General features: G+C 69.6%; 17 protein-coding genes. 3 read left to right on the top strand and 14 right to left on the bottom strand.

From position 1 onward, the window contains the following. Positions 1-39 precede the first annotated feature (39 nt). Genes ACTVCO_RS00880 through ACTVCO_RS00870 form a run of 3 tightly spaced genes read right to left on the bottom strand, consistent with a single transcriptional unit; the run spans position 40 to position 2,727 of the window. Positions 40-1,212: a pyridoxal phosphate-dependent aminotransferase gene (locus ACTVCO_RS00880; RefSeq protein ID WP_443726499.1), complete on the bottom strand. Its 1,173-nt coding sequence runs from the start codon at positions 1,210-1,212 to the stop codon at positions 40-42. Positions 1,213-1,243: 31 nt separating this feature from the next. Next, complete coding sequence (locus ACTVCO_RS00875) at positions 1,244-1,825, bottom strand: low molecular weight protein-tyrosine-phosphatase (protein WP_443726498.1); 582 nt, start codon at positions 1,823-1,825, stop codon at positions 1,244-1,246. Then, positions 1,822-2,727 carry a LysR family transcriptional regulator gene (locus tag ACTVCO_RS00870; protein WP_443726497.1) on the bottom strand — a complete coding sequence of 302 codons (906 nt, stop codon included), beginning with the start codon at positions 2,725-2,727 and terminating at the stop codon, positions 1,822-1,824. Before ACTVCO_RS00870 ends, ACTVCO_RS00875 begins: the two co-directional genes overlap by 4 nt. A gap of 108 nt (positions 2,728-2,835) precedes the next feature. Here ACTVCO_RS00870 and ACTVCO_RS00865 point away from each other — a divergent pair, with 108 nt between their 5' ends. Then, complete coding sequence (locus ACTVCO_RS00865) at positions 2,836-2,982, top strand: hypothetical protein (protein ID WP_166412512.1); 147 nt, start codon at positions 2,836-2,838, stop codon at positions 2,980-2,982. Between the two features lie 180 nt (positions 2,983-3,162). Here ACTVCO_RS00865 and ACTVCO_RS00860 read toward each other — a convergent pair whose 3' ends face one another. Beyond that, positions 3,163-4,959: a glycoside hydrolase family 15 protein gene (locus tag ACTVCO_RS00860; protein ID WP_443726496.1), complete on the bottom strand. Its 1,797-nt coding sequence runs from the start codon at positions 4,957-4,959 to the stop codon at positions 3,163-3,165. Between the two features lie 71 nt (positions 4,960-5,030). Here ACTVCO_RS00860 and ACTVCO_RS00855 point away from each other — a divergent pair, with 71 nt between their 5' ends. Next, the gene (locus ACTVCO_RS00855; protein WP_443726495.1) at positions 5,031-6,440 is read left to right on the top strand and encodes a glucose-6-phosphate dehydrogenase; all 1,410 of its coding nucleotides are present in this window, start codon (positions 5,031-5,033) and stop codon (positions 6,438-6,440) included. 44 nt (positions 6,441-6,484) lie between these two features. On the opposite strand, the gene ACTVCO_RS00850 is transcribed toward ACTVCO_RS00855, so the two are convergent. Both ACTVCO_RS00850 and ACTVCO_RS00845 read right to left on the bottom strand, forming a co-directional pair. Further along, positions 6,485-7,585 carry an FAD-dependent oxidoreductase gene (locus tag ACTVCO_RS00850; RefSeq protein WP_443726494.1) on the bottom strand — a complete coding sequence of 367 codons (1,101 nt, stop codon included), beginning with the start codon at positions 7,583-7,585 and terminating at the stop codon, positions 6,485-6,487. Between the two features lies 1 nt (position 7,586). After that, entirely contained in the window at positions 7,587-8,408 is an 822-nt protein-coding gene (locus tag ACTVCO_RS00845; RefSeq protein ID WP_443726493.1) for a YwiC-like family protein, read from the bottom strand. A 151-nt stretch (positions 8,409-8,559) separates the two neighbouring features. Here ACTVCO_RS00845 and ACTVCO_RS00840 point away from each other — a divergent pair, with 151 nt between their 5' ends. Beyond that, positions 8,560-10,131 (top strand): aspartate:alanine exchanger family transporter, encoded by a 1,572-nt coding sequence (locus ACTVCO_RS00840; RefSeq protein WP_443726492.1) that lies wholly within the window; start codon positions 8,560-8,562, stop codon positions 10,129-10,131. Between the two features lie 89 nt (positions 10,132-10,220). Here the strand turns inward: ACTVCO_RS00840 and ACTVCO_RS00835 are convergent, their stop codons facing one another. From ACTVCO_RS00835 to ACTVCO_RS00800, 8 genes are all read right to left on the bottom strand, one after another. Continuing rightward, a complete protein-coding gene (locus ACTVCO_RS00835) occupies positions 10,221-11,546 on the bottom strand; it encodes an anaerobic C4-dicarboxylate transporter (RefSeq protein WP_443726491.1) in 1,326 nt (441 codons plus the stop codon). After that, the gene (gene aspA, locus ACTVCO_RS00830) at positions 11,543-13,000 is read right to left on the bottom strand and encodes an aspartate ammonia-lyase (RefSeq protein WP_443726490.1); all 1,458 of its coding nucleotides are present in this window, start codon (positions 12,998-13,000) and stop codon (positions 11,543-11,545) included. The genes ACTVCO_RS00835 and aspA overlap by 4 nt, the downstream gene beginning before the upstream one ends. A gap of 159 nt (positions 13,001-13,159) precedes the next feature. Further along, entirely contained in the window at positions 13,160-13,909 is a 750-nt protein-coding gene (locus tag ACTVCO_RS00825) for a succinate dehydrogenase/fumarate reductase iron-sulfur subunit (RefSeq protein ID WP_443726489.1), read from the bottom strand. Continuing rightward, positions 13,906-15,864, bottom strand: a complete 1,959-nt coding sequence (locus ACTVCO_RS00820; RefSeq protein ID WP_443726488.1) for a fumarate reductase/succinate dehydrogenase flavoprotein subunit — start codon at positions 15,862-15,864, stop codon at positions 13,906-13,908. The genes ACTVCO_RS00825 and ACTVCO_RS00820 overlap by 4 nt, the downstream gene beginning before the upstream one ends. After that, a complete protein-coding gene (locus tag ACTVCO_RS00815) occupies positions 15,861-16,670 on the bottom strand; it encodes a succinate dehydrogenase cytochrome b subunit (protein WP_443726487.1) in 810 nt (269 codons plus the stop codon). The genes ACTVCO_RS00820 and ACTVCO_RS00815 overlap by 4 nt, the downstream gene beginning before the upstream one ends. A gap of 124 nt (positions 16,671-16,794) precedes the next feature. Then, positions 16,795-17,712 carry a class C sortase gene (locus ACTVCO_RS00810; RefSeq protein ID WP_443726486.1) on the bottom strand — a complete coding sequence of 306 codons (918 nt, stop codon included), beginning with the start codon at positions 17,710-17,712 and terminating at the stop codon, positions 16,795-16,797. Positions 17,713-17,762: 50 nt separating this feature from the next. Beyond that, positions 17,763-19,292 (bottom strand): SpaH/EbpB family LPXTG-anchored major pilin, encoded by a 1,530-nt coding sequence (locus ACTVCO_RS00805; protein ID WP_443726485.1) that lies wholly within the window; start codon positions 19,290-19,292, stop codon positions 17,763-17,765. 68 nt (positions 19,293-19,360) lie between these two features. Continuing rightward, a complete protein-coding gene (locus ACTVCO_RS00800; protein ID WP_443726484.1) occupies positions 19,361-22,912 on the bottom strand; it encodes a DUF7927 domain-containing protein in 3,552 nt (1,183 codons plus the stop codon). Positions 22,913-23,128 lie beyond the last annotated feature (216 nt).

The following is a 23,128-nucleotide window of genomic DNA, read 5'->3' as shown; positions in this document are numbered from 1 at the left end:
GGGAGCGCCCGCCGTTGCTGTCTCACGGGGAGGTCGCGCTCACAGCGTCGCGCGCCACGCGGCGATCCTGTCGACCGCCTCCGCGATCGTCGCCGGGTCCTGCGCGCACGACACGCGCACCCAGCGGTGCCCGTCGACGGGGTCGAAGTCCGTCCCGGGAGTGAGGGCGACGCCCGCCTCATCGAGCAGGCGCGCGCACCACTCGGGCGAGGAAAGGCCCGAGCCGGCGATGCTCGCGTAGACGTAGAAGGCCCCGTCAGCGGGTGCGACCTCGCTCCAGCCGGCCTCGTCGAGGCGTCCCAGCAGCACCTCGCGAGAGCGCGCGTACTGCTCGGCGTCGCGCGCCGCCGCGGCGTACCCCGCGGGCTCGAGCGCGGCAACGGCAGCATGCTGTGCGAGCGCGGGCGGGCAGAGTGCGACGTTGCCCGCGAGCGCGTCGACGGGCGCGAGGAGGTCGTCGGGCAGGACGAGCCAGCCGAGGCGCCATCCGGTCATGGCCCAGTACTTGGAGAACGACGAGACGACGACCGCCCCGGAGGCGAGGTGCTCGGCTGCCGTCGCGCCCGGCCAGCGGGCGGGGTCGCTCACGATGCCGTGGTAGATCTCGTCGCTCACGAGCCGCACGTCGTGGTCCGCACACCAGCCCGCGAGCGCGGCGAGGCGGGCTGGGTCGATCATCGTGCCGGTCGGGTTGGCGGGGCTCGCAAGGACGAGGCCGGTCAACGGGGCCTCGGCGTGGGCGACGTCGAGCATCGCGGGCGTGGGTGCGTAGCCGACGTCGGCGCCCGCAGCGAGCTCGACGACCTCGCAGCCGAGGGTCGCGAGGATGTTGCGGTAGGCGGGGTAGCCGGGGCGGACGAGCGCAACGCGGTCGCCGACGTCGAAGGCTGCGAGGAACGCGAGCATGAACCCGCCCGACGAGCCGGTCGTCACGGCGATGCGTGCGGGGTCGACGTCGATCCCGTACCAGCGCCCGTAGTGCTGGGCGAGCGCCTCGCGCAGCGCGGGAGCTCCGAGCGCCTCGGTGTAGCCGAGGCTGCGGCCGTCGAGGAACTCGCGCGCGCGGTCGCGCACCGCGTCGGACGCTCCTGTTGCGGGTTCGCCGGCGCAGAGGTTGATGATGTCCTGCCCTGCGGCGCGGCGTGCGTTGGCGGCCGCGATGATCTGCATGACGGCGAACGGCGGGACTGAGGCACGCTGCGAGACCTTCATGAGGCCATCCTGCCCGACGGAGGGTGCCGGCTCAGGTGCGGCGGGTGAGGAGGGTGCGCGCGTGAGCGACGACGCCGTCGGCGGCGGCTTCGATCTCGTCGAGGCAGGTCTCGAAGTCGTCGGGCCCGCCATACCAGGGGTCGGCGACGTCGAGCGGACTCTCGTGCCCGTCGGTGAGCGCGGGCGCGGCGGGGTCGAAGGCGCGGTACATGACGACGCGCTCGTCGCCCGTCGGGAGCATCGAGCGCAGGACGCGTGCGTGGTGCTGGGTCATGGCGAGGACGAGGTCGTAGCGGGGCAGCTCGTCGGCCCGGACGCGTCGGGCGGCGTGCGCGGGCACGGCGTAGCCGCGCGTGACGAGCGCCGTCCGTGCCCGCCGGTCGAGGGGTCGGCCGTGCTCCTCGTCCGAGATCCCGGTCGAGTCGACCGTGACGTGGGCGCCGAGACCTGCGGCGTCGAGGCGGTGCTGCAGGACGATCTGTGCCATGGGTGACCGGCAGATGTTGCCCGTGCAGACGGTCATGATCCTCAGCATGTGGTCTTCTTTCGTCGTTGCCGTCGTGTCGCTCGGGGTGCGGTGACGGGTGGGGTTCGTGCGGGAGGTGCGGGTCATGGCAGGTCGATGCTCGCGGCGGCCTCGCCGATGGCCTCGAGGGCGGCGGCGACGGCGGGGCCGGGCTCGTGGCGGCTGTGGCGGTGCCGGGCGACGATGCGTCGGGTTCCGAGGCCGGGCATGGTGACAACCTCGACGCCGTCGGGCACGCCGGCTCTCAGGGCGAGCGCGGGCAGGAGCGCGACGCCTTCGCCTGCTGCGACGAGCGCGAGGGCGACGCCGAACTCGTAGAACGAGTGCCGGACGATGGGTTCGGCGCCGATCTCCTCGCCGAGGCGGCCGAGGGCGCGGGCAGCGGCCGTCCCGGGGTCGGGGCCCACCCAGCGCACTCCGGCGAGCTCGTGAAGGGATCCGGGTGTGGGCATGGACGCGGGGACGGCGAGCCGCCAGGGTTCGTCGAGGACGGGGATGTCGCGTTGGCCGCGGCCGGCGTTGGGCTTGGTGTGCTCGTCGCGCTCGTGCAGGACGATGTCGACCTCGCCTGCGCGCAGGGAGCGCACGCCTTCGGCGTACTCCATGTCCTTGAGGACGATGTCGACGCCGGGGTGGAGCTCTTTGAGGGCGACGAGCGCGGGGACGAGGACGGCGACGGTGATCGTCTCGAAGGAGGCGACCGTCACCGTTCCGGCCACGTCGTCGCCCAGGGCGGCGAGCTCTTTGCGGGCTGAGACGAGCTCACCCTCGATCCGTTCGGCAGCTTCGGCGAGGACGCGTCCGGCGGGTGTGAGGGTGACTCCGCGGGGACCGCGGTCGAGCACTGTGACGCCCTCCTCCTTCTCGAGGCGCGCGATCTGCTGGGACACGGCCGAGGGCGTGACATGCAGGAGATCCGCGGCTGCGAGCACTCCGCCAGCCCTGTGGACGGCCAAGAGAAAGGAAAGCCTGCGTGCATCCGTTGCCATGTAGTAACTCTAAACCCTAGGTCCACAACAATTCGATTGTGCTTAAGCCGATTCGCCGTCATCATTGAGGTGTCAGCACGACCACAGAAGTCCAGGAAGGTGAGAGAGATGTCCTCCGTCCAGCAGCCCGTCGCCAAGGTCGTCCGGTGGCTCAAGCGTCACGCGGTCCCCGCTGTTCCGACGCCCCAGGGTGAGCTCCGGATGAAGATGGACCTCCACCGGGTGCCCGATCAGTCCCCGCTCTACCTCCGCTAAGAACCGCGGCGGGAGCTCAGCAGCCACTGACCGTCCGCCCGCCACGACGCCATCCTCCGCGTCGTCACCAAGAGCCGCGATCTCAATGATCGCGGCTCTTCGGCAATGCCGGGCCCGGGCCGTCGACTCGGCCCGGGCGACACGGCGCGGCCACACCAGCGCCCGGGGGCGCCGTTCACCTCAGCGTGGCTGCTTTCCCACTCCCGCGAGAGCATCCGCGGCGCGCACGAGAGCGAGGTGCGAGAACGCTTGGGGAAAGTTCCCGACCTGTCGGTTCCGCCGCGGGTCGAACTCCTCCGACAAGAGGCCAACGTCGTTCGAGCAGGTGCGGAGCCGCGCCATGAGCGCGCGAGCCTCATCGAGGCGTCCGGTCGTCGCGTACTGCTCGACGAGCCAGAACGAGCAGGCGAGGAACGGCTGCTCGTCGCCGGGGAGCCCGTCGATGCCCGTGCCGGTGCGGTAGCGGAGCACAAGCCCGTCGACCATGAGCGACTCCTCGATCCGTTCCACCGTGGCGAGCATGCGAGGGTCGTCTGGCGCGCAGAACCCGACCTGGGGAAGCAGCAGCAGGGAAGCGTCCACGTCCTCGGCACCGTAGTACTGGGTGAAGTGCCCGTTCACGACACCGTGCGTGTCGATCTCCTCCCGAGCGCGCCGCCGCATCTCGCGCCACTGAGCAACCGGCCCCTCGAGCCCGTGCTGTTCGACCGCACGGATCGCACGATCGAAGGTCGCCCACATCATGACGCGCGAGTGGGTGAACTGCTGCGTCTCCCCCCGGACCTCCCACATGCCACTGTCAGGTCTCTCGAACTGGTCAACCGCATAGCGGACGAGGTGTCGTTCGAGTGCCCACGAGAACTCCGAGTCCCTCAGGCCAGCTTCGCGTGCCGCGGACAGCGTGACGAGGACTTCACCGACGACGTCGGCCTGGTACTGCAGAGACGCGCTGTTGCCGACCCGCACCGGGAGCGACCCGCGATAGCCAGCGAGATGCGGCAGCTCGTACTCGGCGAGATTCCGCTCGCCAGCCAGGCCGTACATGATCTGCAGGTCGGCAGGATCACCGGCGACGGCCCGGAGCAGCCACGTACGCCAATCATCGGCAAGCTGGACGAAACCGTGACTGAGGAGCGCCTCGAGGGTGAGGGCAGCGTCACGGAGCCAGACGAAGCGGTAGTCCCAGTTGCGGGCACCACCGAAGTCCTCTGGGAGGGACGTGGTCGCAGCGGCGGCGATCCCACCGGTGTCATGGTTGGTCAGCGCTCGAAGCACGAGGAGCGAGCGCACGACGTCCGAGCGGTACTCGCTCTCGTAGGTCACCCGATCAGCCCAGGTCTGCCACCAGTCTCGGGTCTGCTCGAGGGCCTCGGCCACATGCAGCGCCCCTGGCACAGGGCGGAACGCGGAGTACCAGGTCAGCACGAGGTTGTGCTCGTCGCCTTGCGCAACCTCGAGTCGGGCCGTGTGCCTGTGGTCGTCGGCAGTCATGTGAATTCCACGAAGGACGAGCGCGTCCGGGCCAGCGACGGCGATGAGCTCGGGCGTCTTCGGGCTGCCCGTCTGCCGAACCCAGGGCGTGGCGCGTGCGTAGTCGAACCGGATGCGTAGATCGACGGCAAGCTCGACGGACCCCGAGATACCGACGACCCGACGGACCAGATCGGTCCGGTCGACCGCAACGTGCGCCTGCGGCCCGACAGGCATGAAGTCGTGGACCTCCACGACGCCGGTCGCAGTTTCCCACCGGGTGATGAGGATGAACGTGTCGTCGTCGTATCGACGTGTGACGGTCGCGGTGGGGTCGCTCGGGCGCACGTGCCAGCTTCCGTCGTCGGCGTCGCCCAACAGCGCGGCGAAGGCGGACGGGGAGTCCAGGCGTGGGAGGCAGAGCCAATCGATGCGCCCGTCCCGGGAGACGAGTGCCGCGGTACGGCAGTTGCTCAAGAGGGCGTAGTCCTCGATAGGTGTCGCCATCCGATCAATCCTTGCACGGTCCTCGCGCAGCGCGCGGTGGCGGGTCGCGGCATCCGAAATACCCTGGAGCGATGGCGACAACGACGCTGCTGATCCTGGGGGCCTCCGGGGACCTCACGTCTCGTCTTCTCCTGCCCGCGCTGGGCCAGCTCCTTCAGCGTGAGCCGGACCGCGACATCGTCGTGCACGGCACCGGCTCGGATGAGTGGAGCACGGCCACCTGGCGCGAGACGGTCGCGACGAGCTTCGCGCAGGTGGGCGCCCAGGCTGAGGTCTCTCGGCTCGGCGAGACGACCTACACCACGACGGACGTCACGGACAGGGCGGGCATGCACAGCCTTGTCGCGCGCGCCCAGGGCCCGTTGGTCATCTACTTCGCCCTGCCACCAGCCGTGACTCGGCGGTGCTGTGACGTCCTGGCGTCGATCGATCTCCCCGAGCACACCGTCCTCGCGCTGGAAAAGCCGTTCGGGACTGACGAGAGCAGCGCACACGAGCTCACCAGCGTCCTTCGCAAGCTTGTGCCGGAGGACCGCATCTTCCGGGTCGACCACTTCCTCGGCCGATCGAGCCTGCTCAACATCCTCGGCGTCCGCCTCGCCAACCGAGTCTTCGCCCCGTCCTGGAATGCAGAGCACGTGGAATCGGTGGATATCCGCTTCGACGAGTCGCTCGGCCTGGAAGATCGCGCCCGCTACTACGACCACGCGGGTGCGCTTGTCGACATGATCCAGAGCCACCTGCTCCAGGTGCTCAGCCTGATCGCTCTCGAGCCGCCGGCCGCGATGGACGCACGGACCCTGCGCGCGGCCAAGACCGCAGCGCTGCGCGCCACCCATCTCTGGAACGACGATCCCGCGACATTCTCCCGGAGAGGCCGGTATGGGGCCGGTGCGATCGACGGTCGCACGTCCGTCGCCTACGTGGACGAGCCTGGTGTCGACCCTGGGCGCGCATCCGAGACCTACGCGGAGGTGGTGTGCGAGGTCCGGACCGAGCGGTGGGCCGGGGTCCCGTTCCGCTTACGCTCCGGCAAGGCTCTCGCTCAGCCACGTTCCGAGGTCACCCTCCGGTTCCGGCCCGTGCGACATCTCGCTTCGGGACTGACCGGCGACGTCCCCGACGGCGGCCGGCTCACTTTCACTCTCGGTCCGGACGAGATGCAGCTCCACCTCAATCTCACCGGCGGACCAGATCCGTTTCGGCTACGACGCGAGGCCTTGGTGAGCCAGCTCGGCGACGGTCAGCTGCTCGCCTACTCCGAGGTGCTCGCTGAGATCCTCGACGGCGACGTCACCCTGTCCGTCGGAGCCGAGGCTGCTGAACAGTGCTGGCGCATCCTCGAGCCGGTTCGCGAGGCATGGCACCGCAAACTCGTGCCCATGGCGGACTATGCGGCGGGCTCGGAGGGCCCCGAACGGTTGGCGCTCCCCGCGGCTCCGATCCTGCGGCGTTCAGCGCACCACACGACGCAGGGCTGACCTGGAGCAGCACTGACCGTGAGCGGCGCTGACGGGCACGGTCGTCACTCGAGGCCGAGGATGTCCTTGATCGGACCCACCATGAGGTCCTGCCCCTTGATGCGGCTCGTCTCGGCCGCGTCGAGCACGACGCGTGATCCGTCGCGGCGCATGACCTGGGACGCTCCGCCCTCGGGTCCGAGCGGCACGACGACGATCTCGGGCTCCGGCCGGTAGACGGTGCTCGGCTCCTCGCCCGCGATGACGGACCGGATGTTCTGGGCGACGACGTGCGCGTGCGCGATCGCGTGCTGCGCGCGCTTGGACTCCTTGACGTCGGTGACGTCGCCGGCGGCCCAGACGGTGCCGTGCCCGGCGACGCGGAGGAAGCTGTTGACGCGCACCGACCCGTCGCCCCGGCGTACCGCGGCGAGGGTTCCGTCGAGCGTGTCGGACTCGGCGCGGTTGCCATAGGCGCGGAACCAGATGTCAGCCGTGATCTTCTCGCCCGTCGTCGTCTCGACGGTGAAGGGCTGGCGCACAGCGACGTCGACGGGGGGCAGGTAGGCGAGGCGTGCGCCCAGGATGAAGCGGACGCCTGCCTCCTCGAGCTGCGTGCGCAGGCTCGCGCGCAGCGGTTCGACGAGCTCGGGCGACGGAAGGATGCGGTCTTCCTGCTCGACGATCGTGATCGCCATGTCCGGGAAGGCGTGGCGGAGCTCGCCTGCGAGCTCGAGGCCCACGGGCCCGGCTCCGACGAGCAGGGCGTGGTCGCTGCTCGCGAGGGCTTCGCGCAGGCGCCCGAGGCGTGCTCGCGCGACCCAGGCGTCTGACTCGATGAACTTCGCGGGGAAGGGGTAGGACGTTCCGGTCGCGATGACGACGTGGTCGGCCTCGATGACGTCGGTCGACGTGAGGTGGACGGCTCGTGGGGTGATGCGTCGAGCACGGTCATGGATGACACGGCCGCGCGTGAGCAGCGAGTCGTAGGACAGGAAGACCTGCGGCTCCCAGCTGACGTCGACCGCGCCGCGCAGCGCCGCGGTCGCGTGGACGAACTCGCTCTTGGGCTCGATGAGCGTGACATCGGCGACGTCGTCAAGCTCTCGGGCAACGACAATTCCGGCGTACCCTCCGCCGACGACGACCACGCGGTTCCCGGACATCTCAGAACACCTCCACGACGACAATGGCGGCGAGCGCGATCGACGCGACGATCTCGCCGATACCCGCCTGCAGCGGCGTCGCACCCCGGGGCGGGACGAGAGCCGCACGTACTGCCAGCATCCCGTAGAAGATCGTGGGGAGCACAGGACCAAAGGGGACCGTCGTCGTGGCGACGAGCGCCCACGGCAGTGCGCAGAGCACGAGGTGGTAGGCGACGGAGCCGACGTACCAGGTGCGTGATCCCTTCTCGCGGATGAGCGTCTTGACGTACGGGATCGTCCCGATGAAATAGCCGGCGGTGAGCGCGGTCGCGACCCACGTAGCCGCCCAGGCGGCTGGGTCTGCGGGCACGGCGCGGTCGAGGCCTGCGTGATGCGCGACGGGCAGGACGAGGCATCCGGCGACGACGGTGACGACGTCGTTGAGGAGGGTGCGGTCCTTGCGCTGGTGGTGCAGGACGAGGCTCACGGCGAGCAGGGGGGCGAAGACGGCCGCCCAGATGAGGAGGTCTGGACGCAGGACGAGGACGGCGAGCCCGGGTGCGATGCACGCGAGGACGTAGGCGCGCACGGGCGGGAACCAGCGGGCCTTGCGGTGCGAGCGGAGCCATTGTCCCGTGGCGTAGAAGGCGAGGTAGCCGAGGATCCAGACGATGCTCAGGGGAAGGTGGATCCAGGTGGGACCGGTCTGGACGACGCCGAGGGCGAGGGGGACGATGAGCATGGCCCAGGCGCCGTGCTGGTCGGGGACCCATCCGGGGCTGCGGCGGCGCTTGCGGCGCGGTCGTATGGCCTGCGGGCGGGGGGTATCGACGTCAGCCACACGCCCATCGTGACACACCAGCCGCCAGTGTCAGATCATGGGCTGCCTGTGACCGGGGCTACTTGTCGTACACGTCACGACTTTCCCCATCACGCAATCATCCCACCTATTCTGGTGGGAGTCCGTCGCCCACCAGCACAGGGAGCTCTCCGTGCAGCTCGACGTCCTCGCGTCGTCCCCCCTTCTCACCGTCTTCCTCGTCGTCGCCCTCGGCACGGCGTTCGGTGCGATCCCCTTCGGCCCCCTGCGCTTCGGCGCCGCAGGCGCACTCTTCGTCGGGCTCGCGGTCGGCGCAGCTGACCCCCGCCTCGGTGAGGGCCTCGGACTGCTCTCCACCCTGGGACTCGGGATCTTCGTCTACACGGTCGGCCTCGCCGCTGGCTCGACGTTCTTCCGCGACCTGCGCCGACAGTGGCCCCTCATGGTCGTCGCCACGATCGCCCTCGTGGCCTCCGCCGGCGTCGCCGCAGGCGCCGGCAAGCTCCTCGGGCTCGACGGCGCGATCGCCGCGGGCATGTACACGGGCTCCCTCACCTCGACCCCCGCGCTCGCCGCCGCCGTCGACGCGGCCGGGTCCAACGCCCCTGCCGTCGGCTACTCCCTCGGTTACCCCGTGGGCGTCGTCGTCGCGATCCTCATCGTCGCGAGCATGGTCAACAAGGTGTGGGACGCCCGACGCGACCCCGCCTCGGTCTCGGGCGCAGGCCTGTACGCGACGACCGTCGAGGTCGAGCGCCCCAGCTGGCTCGCCGACATTCCCGGGTGGGACGAGCAGGACGTACGCATGTCCTACCTCGCACGCGGCGGGCGCACCCGCGTCGTCGCGGCCGACGACGAGCTCCGACCAGGCGACCAGGTCGTCGTCGTCGGGCCCGCAACGGCCGTCGCCCGCGTCGTCGACCACCTCGGACGCGAGGTCGACCACCACCTCGCCGACGACCGCCGCTCGGTCGACTACCGCCGCGTCGTCGTCTCCAACCGGACCGTCGCCGGACGCACCGTGGGCTCGCTCGACCTGCCCGGCCGCTACGGCGGCGTCATCACCCGCGTCCGCCGCGGCGACGCCGACCTCCTCGCGAAGGACGACCTCGTCCTCGAGCTCGGTGACCGCGTCCTGCCCGTCGTCCCCCGCGACCGCCTCAAAGAAGTCCGCAAGCTCCTCGGCGACTCCGAGCGCCGCGTCTCCGAGGTCGACGCCCTGACGATGGGCTTCGGCATGACCCTCGGACTGCTCGCGGGTCTCGTGACGATCCCCCTGCCCGGGGGTATCGAGTTCTCCCTCGGCTCGGCAGCCGGACCGCTCGTCGTCGGGATGATCCTCGGCGGGCTCGAGCGCACGGGCCCGGTCGTGTGGGGCATGCCGCACGCAGCGAACCTCACGATCCGCCAGCTCGGGCTCGTGCTCTTCCTCGCGGCCGTCGGCCTCTCCTCGGGCCAGGACTTCGCGGCACGCGCGTTGAGCGTCGAGGGGCTGCTCATCGGTGCGTCGGCCGCGGCGGTCGTCGTCGTCGGAGCCCTCGTGCTCTTCGGCGGTGCGAAGCGCCTCGGGATCTCGGCGCAGCGCACGACCGGCGCGTTCGCCGGGTTCCTCGGGCAGCCGGCCATCCTCGCGGATGCCAACAGCCGCGCGATGGACGACCGCATCGACGCGGGCTACGCCGCCACGTTCGCCCTCGGCATGGTCGTGAAGATCCTCCTCGTCCAGCTGCTCGTCGCCCTCTAGCTGGACCCGGCCACCAGGTCACCTGACCGTCCACGCGGCGTGACCCCCGGACACACCCGTCCGGGGGGCCACGCCGTCAGTCGTGCAGATCAGAGGATGACTGAGCCGAACAGGTAGCCGAGCCCCACCGCGATCGCGATGTTGATGAGGCCGGGGACGAGGAACGGGTGGTTGAAGACGGCCTTGCCGATCTTCGTCGACCCGGTGTCATCCATCTCGACGGCCGCGAGCAGCGTCGGGTACGTCGGGAGGATGAACAACGCGGACACCGCCGGGAACGCGGCGACCATGCCGAGCGGGGAGACACCGATCACGAGCGCCGTCGGCATGAGCGCCTTCGACGTCGCCGCCTGGGAGTAGAGCAGCGCTGCGGCGAACAGCAGCACGACAGCCAGCAGCCACGTGTTGTTCTTGAGGATGTCGGAGGACGCCGTCATGATGGCCTCCTCGTGAGCCTTGACGAACGTCGTGCCAAGCCAGGCGACACCGAGCACGCAGATGGCCGCGCTCATTCCGGACTTGAAGGTCGAGGCCGTGAGGATCTCCGGCGTCTGCACCTTGCAGAACACGACGATGAGCGTGGCGATCGACAGCATGATCGAGATGATCGCGGCATCACGGCCCATCACGGGCTCCTCGATGAGCCCCACCTTGTCGGAGATGAGGGTCGCGTACGTCATGACGACGAGGAGGCCGAGGCAGAAGATGAGAACCGAGACCTTGGCGCCCTTCGTGATCTCCCGCTCCGTGCGGCCTGTCGGAGGCTCCACGGTGCCCTCGGCGAGACGCTTCTGGAACTCGGGCAGGGTGTCGAGCTTCTGCGTGCCCCGCACCTTGTCGATCGCCATCATGATCGCGGCCGTCGCCATGCAGGCGAGGAACGTCGAGGGGATGGCGACGGCGAGCAGGCCGATGTAGTCGACGCCCGTGTCACCCTCCTCGAGCATCCCGGAGAAGAACACGACCGCGGCCGAGATCGGGGAGGCGGTGATCGCGATCTGCGACGCGACGACCGCGATGGACAGCGGCCGCGAGGGCCGGATGTTGTTCTCCTTGGCAACCTCGGTGATGACGGGCATCGTCGAGAAGGCTGTGTGGCCCGTGCCCGCCATGATCGTCATGAGGTAGGTGATGCCCGGCGCGAGGAAGTTGAGGTGCTTGGGGTTCTTCCGCAGCGCCCTGTCGGCCAGATCGACGAGGTAGTCCATGCCACCGGCGACCTGCATCGTGGCGATCGCCGCGATGACGGCCATGATGATCGAGATCACGTCGAGAGGCATGGCCCCCGGGGTGACGCCGAGCAGCGCAAGGACGAGGACTCCGATGCCACCGGCGAAGCCGATGGCGATCCCGCCGAGGCGGGCACCGATGAAGATCGCCGCAAGGACGACTAGAAACTGGATGACCATCATCATCTCGCGTCAACCTGTCGCGTGACATCGTCGTCGTGCTTGTAGAGGTGGCCGCTGTACTGCGGCCGCATGAGGTTGGCCGGCGAGAGGATCTCGTCGAGCGTCTTCTCGTCGAGGAGGCCCATCTCGAGGACCACCTCACGCACGGAGCGGCCCGAGCGGGCGCACTCCTTGCCGACCAGGTCACCGTTGTGGTGGCCGATGATCGGGTTGAGATACGTGACGATGCCGATGGACCCCATGACGTAGGCGAGGCAGACGTCAGCGTTGACGGTGATGCCGTCGACGCACTTCTCGCGCAGCGCCTTGGCGGCGTTGCGCAGGAGGCTCACGGACTCGAAGACGCACTGCGCGATGACGGGCTCCATGACGTTGAGCTGGAGCTGACCAGCGTCCGCAGCCATCGTCAGGGTGACGTCGTTGCCCATGACCTTGAAGCACACCTGGTTGACGACCTCCGGCAGCACGGGGTTGACCTTGGCCGGCATGATCGAGGACCCCGCTTGGAGCTCGGGCAGGTTGATCTCGTTGAGGCCCGCGCGTGGCCCGGAGGACAGCAGCCGCAGGTCGTTGCAGATCATGCCAAGCTTGACGGCCACGCGCTTGAGGCCCGCGTGCACGGCGACGTACGCGCCCGTGTCGCTCGTCGCCTCGATGAGGTTCTCTGCGGTGACGACGGGAAGCCCGGTGACCTCCGCGAGGCGGGACGAGGCCTTCTCGGGGTAGCCGAGCGGGGTGTTGATCCCGGTGCCGATTGCGGTGGCCCCCAGGTTGACCTCGAGGAGCAGCTCGATCTGGCGGGCGAGGTAGCGCATCTCCTCGCGCATGAGCAGCCCGAATGCTCCGAACTCCTGGCCGACCGTCATGGGGACGGCGTCCTGGAGCTGGGTGCGGCCCATCTTGAGGACGTCGGCGAACTCGGTTCCCTTCGCCTCGAAGGCAGCGGCGAGGAGTCCGAGCTCTTCACGCAACCCTTCGACGACCGTGTGCACCGCGATGCGGAAGCCCGTGGGGTAGGCATCGTTGGTGGACTGGCACTGGTTGACGTGGTCGTTGGGGTTGATGACGTCGTAGCTGCCCTTGGGCAGGCCACGGAGCTCAAGCGCGAGGTTGGCGACGACCTCGTTGGTGTTCATGTTGACGCTCGTTCCCGCGCCGCCCTGGAAGACGTCGATGGGGAACTGATCGAGGCACCGTCCTTCGTCGAGGATGAGGTCGCACGCCTCGACGATCGTGTCGGCGACGTCGCCGGGGATCGTGAACATGTCCTTGTTCGCGAGGGCGGAGGCCTTCTTCACCATGACCATCGCCCGGACGAACTCGGGGATGTCGCTGATCTTGGCGGGGCTGATGGGGAAGTTCTCGAGGGCGCGCTGGGTGTGGACGCCGTAGTAGGCGTCGGCGGGAACATCCTTGGGGCCGAGCAGGTCGATCTCGGTGCGGAACTGCGGGTTCATCGTCTCTTCTCCGTCCGTCTGGCGTCAGCGTCGTTGCTCACGCTAGGCGTGATCGGCGTCTTTGCCGATCAGGGGGCGTCGTTGCCACCCAGATAGATCGGGGCACGGAACGCGCCCGGGGGCTCGTCCGGGCGGAGCGGGGCTCCGCCCGGGTCGGGGTCAGTTGTTCCTGCCGCGCAGCACCACCCTCATCCTTTCGCGGTTGACGACGGCGATGGCCGCGAGCGGGATGCCCGCGGGGCAGACGTCGGCGCACTCACCGTAGGAGGAGCACGGGCCGAAGTCCTGCTCCATCTCGTCGATCATGGCGAGGGCTCGTTTGCCGCGCTCCTCGCGTCCTCCGGGGAGGGCTGCGAGGTGCTGGAGCTTGGACCCCACGAAGAGGTGTGCAGCGCCGTTGGGGCATGCGGCGACGCAGGCGCCGCAGCCGATGCACGCGGCGAAGTCGAGAGCCATCTCGGCCAGCGCGTGGTCGACGGGCGTCGTGTCGGCGTCGGGCGCCGTGCCTGCCTGGATCGCGACGTGCCCGCCCGCGGTGACGATGCGGTCGAGCGCGGACCTGTCGACGACGAGGTCGCGCACGACGGGGTAGGCCCCCGCGCGCAGCGGTTCGATGCGGATGGTCTGCCCGTCCTTCCAGGACGAGAGACGCTGGTGGCAGGACGGGGTGTTGCGCTGCGGGCCGTGCGGGCGGTCGTCGACGGTGACGCCGCAGGCCCCGCAGATGCCTTCGCGGCAGTCCGACTCGAACGCGACGGGTTCGTGACCCTGTTCGACGAGGGACTCGTTGAGGCGGTCGAGGAGCTCGATGACGCTCATCTCGGGGGTTGCGTCCTCGACGACGTGGGTCTCGAAGCGCCCTGCGTCGGCGGGGTCGGTCTGGCGCCAGACCTCCAGGGTGAGTCTCACTTGTAGTTCCTCCTCGTGAGCGGGACGGCGTCGAAGGTCAGGGGTTCTGCGTGACGGACGAACCGTCCGTCGCCGGGCACGCCCCAGGCGGAGACGAACGCCCACAGCTCGTCGTCACGCATGGCTTCCCCGTCTGCTTCGTGCTCGGCGCGGAAGTGGGCGCCGCACGATTCCTCGCGGTCGAGGGCATCGATGCACATGAGCTCGGCGAGCTCGAGGTAGTCGGCGACGCGGCCAGCCTTCTCGAGCTCTTGGTTGAGCCGGTCGTCGTCGCCGAGGACGCGCAGCTCGGTCCAGAACCGTGCGCTGAGCGCGCGGATCTTCTCGATCGCGGTGGTGAGCGACTCCCGGGTGCGGACGACGCCGCAGCCTTCGTAGAGGATGTCGCCGAGGAGGCGGTGGAAGTAGGTGGGGCCGTGCTCGCCGTTGATGGCGAGGAGCTGGGCGACGCGGGACTCGGCGCGGGCGAGGGCCGCGGTCACGGCCGGCGCGTCGTCGTCGAGACGTCGTGTCCCGAGCAGCGGCGCGAGGTAGTTCGGCACCGCGTAGGGGAGTGTGAACCAGCCGTCGACGCATGCTGACAGGAGCGAGTTCGCGCCGAGGCGGTTGGCCCCGTGGTAGCCCCAGCCTGCCTCGCCGCCGACGAAGAGCCCGGGGAGCGACGTCATCTGGTCGTAGTCGGACCAGAGCCCGCCCATGGTGAAGTGGGCGCCGGGGGCGATGCGCATGGGGGCGGTGAACGGGTCCTCGCCGGTGGCGTGGGTGTACATCTCGAAGAGGTTGCCGTAGCGCTCTGCGATCTTCTTCTTGCCGACGCGCTTGATGGCGTCACGGAAGTCGAGGTAGACGGAGTTCTTCAGCGGTCCGACGCCGCGGCCTGCCTGGATCTGCTCGTGCGCGTTGCGTGAGGCGACGTCGCGGGGGGTGAGGTTGCCGAACGCGGGGTACTTCCGTTCGAGGTAGTAGTCGCGCTCGGCCTCGGGGATGTCACCGGGTGCTCGCGTCTCTGCGGGGTCGGTGGGGACCCAGATGCGGCCGTCGTTGCGGAGCGACTCGCTCATGAGGATCGTCTTCGACTGCCACTTGCTCGAGATGGGCAGCGCAGTGGGGTGGAACTGGATGAAGCTCGGGCTCGCGAGCAGAGCTCCGCGCTGGACGGCACGCCAGGCGGCCGAGGCGTTGGAGTTCTTGGCGAGCGTCGAGAAGTAGAAGACGTTGCCGTAGCCCCCGGTCGCGAGGATGACGGCGTGGGCTGTGTGCGCGCTGATCTCACCTGTGAGGAGGTTGCGGACGACGACGCCCTGGACGCGGTCGTCCTCGACGATGAGGTCGAGCATCTCGTGGCGGGTGCGGAGGGTGACGGTCCCCGCGTCGACCTGACGCAGCAGGGCCTGGGCAGAGGCGATCTGGAGCTGCTGGCCGGTCTGGCCGCGCGTGTAGTAGGTGCGCGAGACCTGGACGCCGCCGAACGAGCGGGTCGCGAGCTGGCCGCCGTACTCGCGGGCGAAGGGCGCGCCGATCGCCGCGAGGTGGTCGATGACGCGCACGGACTCCTCGCCGAGGCGGAAGGCGTCGGCCTCGCGGCCGCGGAAGTCACCGCCCTTGACGGTGTCGATGACGAAGCGGTCGATGGAGTCGTTGTCGACCTTGCGGGCACGTGCCGCGTTGATGCCGCCCTGGGCGGCGACGGAGTGCGCGCGCCGGGGGGCGTCGTGATACGTGAACGCGTGGACGTCGTAGCCGAGCTCACCCAGGGCGGCTGCGGCCCCTGCGCCGGCGAGGCCCGTCCCGACGACGATGACGCGGAACGAGCGTCGGTTGGCGGGATTGACGAGCTTGTAGTCGAGGCGGCGTCGCTCCCATGCGGTGCGGGCGTCACCGTCGGGGATCTGCCCGTCGAGCAGGGATCCGGTCTCGACTCCGGGGACGGCGCTGTCGGGGGCGGTGAACGTCATGACAGCACTCCAGTCGTGATGGCGATCGGCAGGAGGATGTTTCCGACGAGGACGACGAGGGCGACGACGCCAGCAACGACGATGGCGATCTTGCGCAGCCGCTTGCCTGTGCCGCCGAGGTCGGAGACGACCGTCCAGATGCCGTGGGCGAGGTGCACGGTGAGGATGAGGAGCGTGATCGCGTAGATCGCCGCGGACCAGGGGCGCTCCATGCTGGCGATGAGGTTCTCGTAGGCGAAGGACGTCTCGGGCGTGACGTGGCGGTAGTCGTCGGACGCGACGACCTTGCCGGCCGTGAGGTCGAGCAGGTGGAAGACGAGGAATCCGAGGATGACGAAGCCGCTCACGAGCATGCTGCGGGCGCCGTAGGAGCGGAGGTTGAGCTTCTTGCGCCGGAAGCTGCCGCGGGAGGCGCGGGCGCGGGCGGCGATCGTCACCGCCGCCGCGACGTGGATGACGAGGCTCACGAGGAGGACGATCCGCATGATCCAGAGCATCGCGTCGACCGGCAGCAGCGGGTAGAGCGCGGTGTGGAAGAACAGCGCGTAGCTGTTGTAGTCCGCCGGGCTGATGAACGCCTTGAGATTGCCGACCATGTGGACGAACACGAAGATCACGAAGAGTGAGCCCGTGATCGCCATGGCCACCTTGAGTGCCCACGAGGGGATCGTGGGTGCCTTGCGGATCCGCTGGTCAGTGACTCGGCCGACGGCGAGAGCCTGAGGCTCGGCCCCCGGGAGCGGTCGTCGGTCCGGGGCCACGGGGGCGCTGTTCGCCCCTGTCGCTTCGTTGCGCAGGTCAGCCATCGGGTTCCTCCTGTGGTTGCTGACACCACCGTAAGGACGCCGCGAGCCGTCCTCATGGGACGCAAGGCCCGAGATTCTCACGATCCAGACCGTAGAAACGGGCGTCGCGCGGACGCCAAGCGGACTAGCCTGCGCGCTGCCGAACCCGGGGCGGACGCACGAGGAAGAACGTACCCACGGCTGGCCCGACCGTGACGAGGGCCCACCACGGGACCCCGGCTGAGGGCGCGGTGACGAGGCGTGTCATGTCGTCGGGGGCCTCAGCTGCGGCGGGTCCGCCCGTGCGGACCCCTCGCACGAGGAGCCGGTGAGTGTTGACGTAGCGGGGCGTGCACGTGACGAGCGTGACGTAGTCCTCCCCGGGAACCTGCCGGAGCAGCTCGGACTGGTCGGGCAGCACGGTCGCGATCGAGTCGACCTGGTAGTGAAGCAGCTCCCCCAGGGTGAGGACGGAGAAGGTGTCGCCGACGACGAGCTGGTCGAGGTCGTCGAAGAGGGTCGCGTCGACGTACCCGGAGTGCGCTGTGAGGACGGCATGGACTCCCTCGCCTCCGACGGGCAGGCCCGAGCCGTAGAAGTGGCCGACGCCGCGCGTGAGCGTCTCCTCGGAGGTGCCGTGGTAGACGGGGAGCGTCACGCCGATCGCGGGGATGTCGAGCTGTGACATGGGGATGTCATCGCTCACGCCAGGCACGCGCAGCTCGGAGTCGTAGCGCGTGCGGCCCTCGTCGAGACTCACAGCCTCGCCGCTCGCATTGAGCACATACGGGTCACGGAGAGGCCCGTTGGGCAGGTTGGCGTTGTAGCGGTGCGCAAGGTCGCGGATCTGTGCGGCCTCGCGGGGGTCGAGGGCGTCGACTCCGCGGCGGTAGGAGACCAGCTGGTCGGCCTGGACGATGTCGGTGATCCAGGGTGCGGCGAGCGGGTAGGAGAGGATTGCTCCGCCCGCGAGCGCGACGACGACGGCGACGATCCCGGACCGCGTCCAGGGTCGTCGCCTGCCGATAGGCCGCCGATGGCGTGCCGTCGTCGTCGCGCTCATGGTGGTGCGTACCGTGCGGCGGGACGAACCCGCCGCACGGCGCGTGAGGGTCAGGCCCCGGCGCTCTGACGGCGCGCGCGGATGACGAGGAGGACGCCGCCGCTGAGGACGAGCGCACCGAGGAGCCCGAAGACGCCGGAGGCGATCTGACCACCTGTGAGGGGGAGCTCGGGCTTGAGAACGTTGGGGACGGTGACGTCACCGAACGGCAGGACCGCAGGTGCGGCACTGTCGAAGAGCACGTTGATCGCACCGATGGGTGCGGTCGCGAGCTCGTATCCCGAGGGAGCCTTGGTCTCGAGCAGCCAGTAGCCCTGGTAGTCGGCGGGGTCGGTGAGGAGCGCACCGTCCTGCCAGTTGGAGGCGCGCAGTCCCGTGACTGACACGGTGCCGTCGACTCCCGTGACGAACCTGTCGACGAGCGCGCCCGTGCCGTTCTGCTGGGCACGCAAGGGCAGCGCGGCGTTCGCGCCGGGGTCCGCCGCGTACGCGAGCGCGTCGGCCTCACTGGCAAACACCATGAACTCGGCTCCGGCGAGCGCGGTGGCCGAGCCGGACTCCTGCTTGAGGATGTTGAGCTCGCCGAACCGCGACTCGACGGGTGGAGTCTCGATACCGGGGCCGGTCTCGGGGAACGCGTCGTTGGGGAAGAGCACCGCAGCGTTCTCGATCATGCCGTCGGCGGGCAGGGAGACGACCGTGGTCTCGAAGGCGAGCTCGATGTCGACGGGCGTGCCGGCGACGGCGTTGAGCGTGGCGAGGCCGGACGCCGTGAGGCGCACGACGAGGGTGTTGTCGGTTGCTTCGTCGTACTCGACCGTGAGGTCGGCTGCGGCGAGCGGCGTTCCGCCGATGCTCACGGAGATGTTGTCGGCCGCAGGGGCGGGGATCGCCAGGTGCGTGGAGAGGACGTCCTTGAAGACGAAGGTCGTCGTCGTCTGCGCGGGCGCGGGAGCCGTGACGGTCCAGCCGATGCGGTCGCCGACCGCGTACGTCGTCCCGGGGCCGTCGTCGACGGTCTTGGTGACCGACGACTGGAGGTTCTTCGGGTAGACGTGGACGTCGTAGACCCACGTGTCGAGGTCTGTGGGGTGCGTCATGGGGATGGTGACGACGAAGGGCGCGGCGGCCGTGAGGCCGGAGGCGACCTGCGCGGGTGTGAGCCGTTCGGTCACGAGGTAGGCGCCGACAGGGAGGCCCGCAAAGGTCGCGATGCCGTCGGGGGCGACGGTCACCTGCGTGACGACTGGGCCAAGATCACCCGCGGTGAGGGTGGACGGGTCCGCAGCGAGGGCGCGTGCCTCCTCCCACCCGGCGGTTTCCGTGAGGTCGACGGCGGTGACCCGCTGCACGTCGAAGGCGATGTCGGCGAGCGGCGTGCCGGGCGCAGCCGCATCCTCGAGCCCGTCGGCGGGGCTGAGGGTGCCGGTCGGGTTGAGGCGCTTGTGGACGTAGAGCGTCCCCGTCGCGGCCGGGTCAATGGTGGGTGCGGCGTGCGCGACGCTCGCGCCGCCCATGACGGCGAGCGCGCCGACGGCGAGGGCTGCCGCCGCGCGGCGCCAGGTGGGTGTGCGTGTCACAGGAGGTTCTCCCTTGAAGTGGTCCCTGAAGAGGTGGTGTACGTGATTGGTCGTGCAGTGAGGTGGCGTCACGACCCCCTGGGTGCGGAGCGCCGGCGCACGCGGAGGGCGGTGCCCCCCGCGAGGAGAGTGAGGAGCAGGCCGATGGCGACGAGGCCGAGAGGGCGGACCCCTCCGGTCTCGGGCAGGGCGAGGGCGGGAATGTCCTGCACGACGACGGTCCAGGCGTGATCGTCGGCAGTGTCGTCGCGCACCGCCACGTGGCTCGTGGCCGCTGCGAGGGTCACTGTCCCGTCGGCTGCGACCGTGAGCTCGAGCGGGGCGGGCAGCAGCTGGAATCCGGGGAGCGACCTCGTCTCGACGAGCCAGTAGGTGCCGGGGGCGATCTGGGTGCGGACGAGCCCGGTGGCGCCTGCGACGGGGTCGAGGCTCTCGGCGGCAACGGTGGTGAGTTCGGGGTCCGCGTAGAGCGCCCAGGACGAGCCGTCCATGGGGACGACCGTCCCTGAGAGGTCCTCGCCGCGCTTCTCGACCTGGAGGAGCGCGGGGGTGAGCTGCTCGGTCGCGCATGGGTCGGTGGGTGTGCACTCGAGGGGCGGCAGGTCGCTCCCACCGACGGGGTCGGTTCCGGCGCCGGTGACGGCGTTACGCAGGGTGGTGGCCCACGCGTCTGTGGCGACGGTGACGCGGTACGTGAGGACGGCGGTCGTGGGGGTCGTCGTCCCGCCGGTCGTCGTGGCTGCGGGCAGGGCGAGCGGTCCGACGGTCAGCCGGTGACTGGCGTCGGGGCCGGCGGGCAGGGTTCCTCCCCCCGGAGTGCCAGCGACGACGACGTTGACGGATCCCGGGACGAACGTGGCCTTGGGGCCGCGCGCTCCGGCCGGGTCGTCGAGGAGGTCGGCGAGATCGTCGCTGAGCGTCACCTCGACGGCTCCGGGTGCGGCGTTGGTGGCGGTGACGGTGTAGATGAGGGTCGTGCCGGGCTGGACGAGGGTCCCGTCGGGCAGCGAGGTTCCGGGTTGCGAGGCGTCGGCAACCGTTTTGGCGAGCGTCCACGCGGGCGTCGTGTGGGTGGTCGCGCAGACGGGGTCCTCGGGGTCAGCCGGGAGCGCGCAGCTCTCGGGGTCGCCTGTCGTGGAGTCGCCGACGACGACGTTGCGCAGTCTCGTGCCGGCCGCGACGTCGGCGGCGACTCGGACCCGATAGGTGAGGACTGCGGTCTGCCCGTGGGGAATATCGACTGGGGCCGTGGTGAGGGTCATCCCTGCGGGGTCGGGCACGGGGAGGGGATCGGCTGTGCCGACAGCGAGGGTTGCGGATCCGGCGACGAAGGTTGCGTCGTCGAGGGCGTCGGAGAGGTCGTCCGTGAGGACGACCTCGCGCACGTCGCCGCGGCCTGGGGCGCCGTCGGCCGCCGCGGTGACCGTGTAGGTGATCTCGGTGCCTGCGGTGACGACGGTGCCGCTTGCGGGCTGCGCGGACTTGCTCACGCGCCACGTGTCGCCGTCGACAAGCCGGAGGAGGGCTGCGTCCTCGTTGTTGGCGAGGTTGCTTTCTTGCGGGCCTCCGGCTCCGGAGACCGTGACCCTCGCGGTGTTCGGGTAGTTCCCGGCCGCTGCCGCCGTCGAGATGGTCCCGGTCACGGTGACGACGACGGCTGCGGTGGGCGCGGTCGTGCGGTCGGGCGAGTGCCAACGGAGGGCTGCTGCTTCTGTAAGGGGACCGGTCCCGCTGAGGGTCGTCACCCAGGCCGAGGTCGCGGCGTCCCATACCTGGGCGCCGCCGGTCGCTGAGGCGGTCCAGGTGACAGCCGCAGGGTTGGCGTAGGGCACTGCGGTCATCGGGTCGGTGAGGGTCGCGGGGAAGGCCGGGTCGAGCGGCGAGGTGCCTTCGTTGGTCGCGGAGAGACGGTAGGAGACGCTGTCGCCAGCTTGTCCGGTGACGTCGTCGACCCAGGTCGTCGTGGGTTCGGCAGCGCCGCGCGCGACTGACTTCGTCACGGCGAGGTCGGTCGGTGACGTGACACGGAGGTTGCGGATCTGGTGGTGGTTGACGGCCCACCCGGTCGAGGCGGCGAAGCCGAGCCTGAACTGCGCCGGCATGCCCGCCTGGTAGGAGTTGTCAGCGAGGTTGTAGCGGAACTGCTCGGTGACGGTCGGGGTTGTTCCGAGCCGCCACTCGCCCCCGGCTGCAGCGCACGCGGCGCCGACGAGGCCGTTGGGCTCCTTGGTCACGGGGTCGACGCAGACGTCGTCGGCGACGGAGAGCTTGTTGCTCCATGAGACGACGAGTTCGCGAGCCCCGCTCGTTCGCGGCATGAGGGAGACGCGGACGCGGCGGTACTGACGGGCGTCATTCTTGACGTTGTCGATCCAGGCGCCCGTCGTCGTCGAGCCGTGCGAGCCTGTTCCGGCGAGCCAGCGGTAGCCGCCGGTGGTCTCTCCCGTGTAAAGAATCGTCGCGGTGGCACCATTGACGATTGCGTCTTGCCGTAAGCCGGGCGTCTCGCTGTAGCGACCATGGTCGGACTTCTTCCGGATGGCAAAGACCACGGGCATCGCGGACTGCGCGACCCGGGCCTGCATATAGCCACTCGTCGTGCCCCCACGGGTTGAGGGCTCCATGTCGAACCAGTTGTGCCACACGCCGTCGCTCGTCTTGTACTGATACTCGTAGTCGGACGCCTGCGAGCCGGCGTCCCAGATCGTTGAGTAGAACGTCGCGTACCCGGGGTTGTTCACCTCGGCAACGCGGAGCATGCCGTAGGCGCGTTCGAGCTGGGTCTGGTCTGTCTGGATGCATGAGGCCGCGTTCTTGAACCGGACGCCGGACCCGCGCAGACCGATTGACTGGGGTAGCCGAGCATCGACGGCAGTCGGGTTCGCATCTGAGACGGACCGGGGGCGCGTCGCCCGGTTGGTCACGAAGCCGGGCTGAGATTCAGCCTTCTGGAAGTTGCCGTAGACGTCGAAGCCGATGCCGAGGTAGGCGCCGGCGAGCCCGGGCTGGACGGGACACCAGGCATCTCCGGTGCTCGCGACGCTCGAGTAGCCAAGGGCCGCGCCGTAGCCACCAGGCAGCAAGGTCGAGGTCTCGACTTCGAACGCGCGGTCGTAGTCTGGCGGGTTCGCGTCGACGAGGAAGAGTGAGATGCCGTCGCCGCCCCCCTGCTGCAGCCCGCCCGACTTGCCATCGTTGGTGCGGTAGACACGCTGGTCGTACTCGATGATGACGCCGCGGGCTGACGAGAACGCGTCGTTGTGGAGGACGAAGCCGGTCTCGCCAAGTCCTCCGCGAGTGTTGTCGCTCGTCATGGTGAGCCAGTAGCCGTCGCGGGCTGCGTCGTAGGTGGCGAGGCAGACGAAGTCGGCGCCGTTGCAGCCTGCCGTGTCGTTCGAGTGCACCATCGTGTTGTTCTGCGCGATCGTGCGGGGCGCGGGCGTCCAGTTGTAGCCGCTTGCGGTCCATTGGGCGCCGAGCGGCGAGCTCTGGAGCGCATCGTCGATGAACACGGTGTCGCCGTTGCCCGCCGCGTCCGCCACGTCGGGCGCGCCTGCGAGCGCGAGCCCGCTCACGGCGAACGCGAGGGCGCACAGGACGGCGACGGGTCGAAGATGCATCGGCTTGATCCGGTCAGGGTGAGGGCTCGAGGGGTCCACGAGGCCACGTGAGCAATGTGGTTGGCGGGAGTTGCTGGGTGAGGCGAATCCAGGGTTGCCGCACCCGGCTGGTTGGAGCCTGCCGGTTTTTGCAGCAACTTACAAGGATCAGAAAATGGTCGTCTCTGCCATATCGTCTCGGTTCGTGGGTCAGTTTTCGCCCAACGGATGTTGGGA

This window comes from Sanguibacter sp. A247 (assembly GCF_052324925.1).
In the GTDB taxonomy this organism is placed as follows: Bacteria; Actinomycetota; Actinomycetes; order Actinomycetales; family Cellulomonadaceae; genus Flavimobilis.
This window is presented reverse-complemented; position numbering and strand designations above follow the sequence as displayed.

What these genes read in the sequence shown, in the direction of transcription:
- ACTVCO_RS00860 (WP_443726496.1), bottom strand. Translation starts at nt 4,959, where the DNA reads ATGGCGACACCTATCGAGGACTACGCCCTCTTGAGCAACTGCCGTACC.
- ACTVCO_RS00865 (WP_166412512.1), top strand. Translation starts at nt 2,836, where the DNA reads ATGTCCTCCGTCCAGCAGCCCGTCGCCAAGGTCGTCCGGTGGCTCAAG.
- ACTVCO_RS00880 (WP_443726499.1), bottom strand. Translation starts at nt 1,212, where the DNA reads ATGAAGGTCTCGCAGCGTGCCTCAGTCCCGCCGTTCGCCGTCATGCAG.
- ACTVCO_RS00835 (WP_443726491.1), bottom strand. Translation starts at nt 11,546, where the DNA reads ATGATGATGGTCATCCAGTTTCTAGTCGTCCTTGCGGCGATCTTCATC.
- ACTVCO_RS00875 (WP_443726498.1), bottom strand. Translation starts at nt 1,825, where the DNA reads ATGACCCGCACCTCCCGCACGAACCCCACCCGTCACCGCACCCCGAGC.
- ACTVCO_RS00820 (WP_443726488.1), bottom strand. Translation starts at nt 15,864, where the DNA reads ATGACGTTCACCGCCCCCGACAGCGCCGTCCCCGGAGTCGAGACCGGA.
- ACTVCO_RS00870 (WP_443726497.1), bottom strand. Translation starts at nt 2,727, where the DNA reads ATGGCAACGGATGCACGCAGGCTTTCCTTTCTCTTGGCCGTCCACAGG.
- ACTVCO_RS00815 (WP_443726487.1), bottom strand. Translation starts at nt 16,670, where the DNA reads ATGGCTGACCTGCGCAACGAAGCGACAGGGGCGAACAGCGCCCCCGTG.
- ACTVCO_RS00810 (WP_443726486.1), bottom strand. Translation starts at nt 17,712, where the DNA reads ATGAGCGCGACGACGACGGCACGCCATCGGCGGCCTATCGGCAGGCGA.
- ACTVCO_RS00855 (WP_443726495.1), top strand. Translation starts at nt 5,031, where the DNA reads ATGGCGACAACGACGCTGCTGATCCTGGGGGCCTCCGGGGACCTCACG.
- ACTVCO_RS00800 (WP_443726484.1), bottom strand. Translation starts at nt 22,912, where the DNA reads ATGCATCTTCGACCCGTCGCCGTCCTGTGCGCCCTCGCGTTCGCCGTG.
- aspA (WP_443726490.1), bottom strand. Translation starts at nt 13,000, where the DNA reads ATGAACCCGCAGTTCCGCACCGAGATCGACCTGCTCGGCCCCAAGGAT.
- ACTVCO_RS00850 (WP_443726494.1), bottom strand. Translation starts at nt 7,585, where the DNA reads ATGTCCGGGAACCGCGTGGTCGTCGTCGGCGGAGGGTACGCCGGAATT.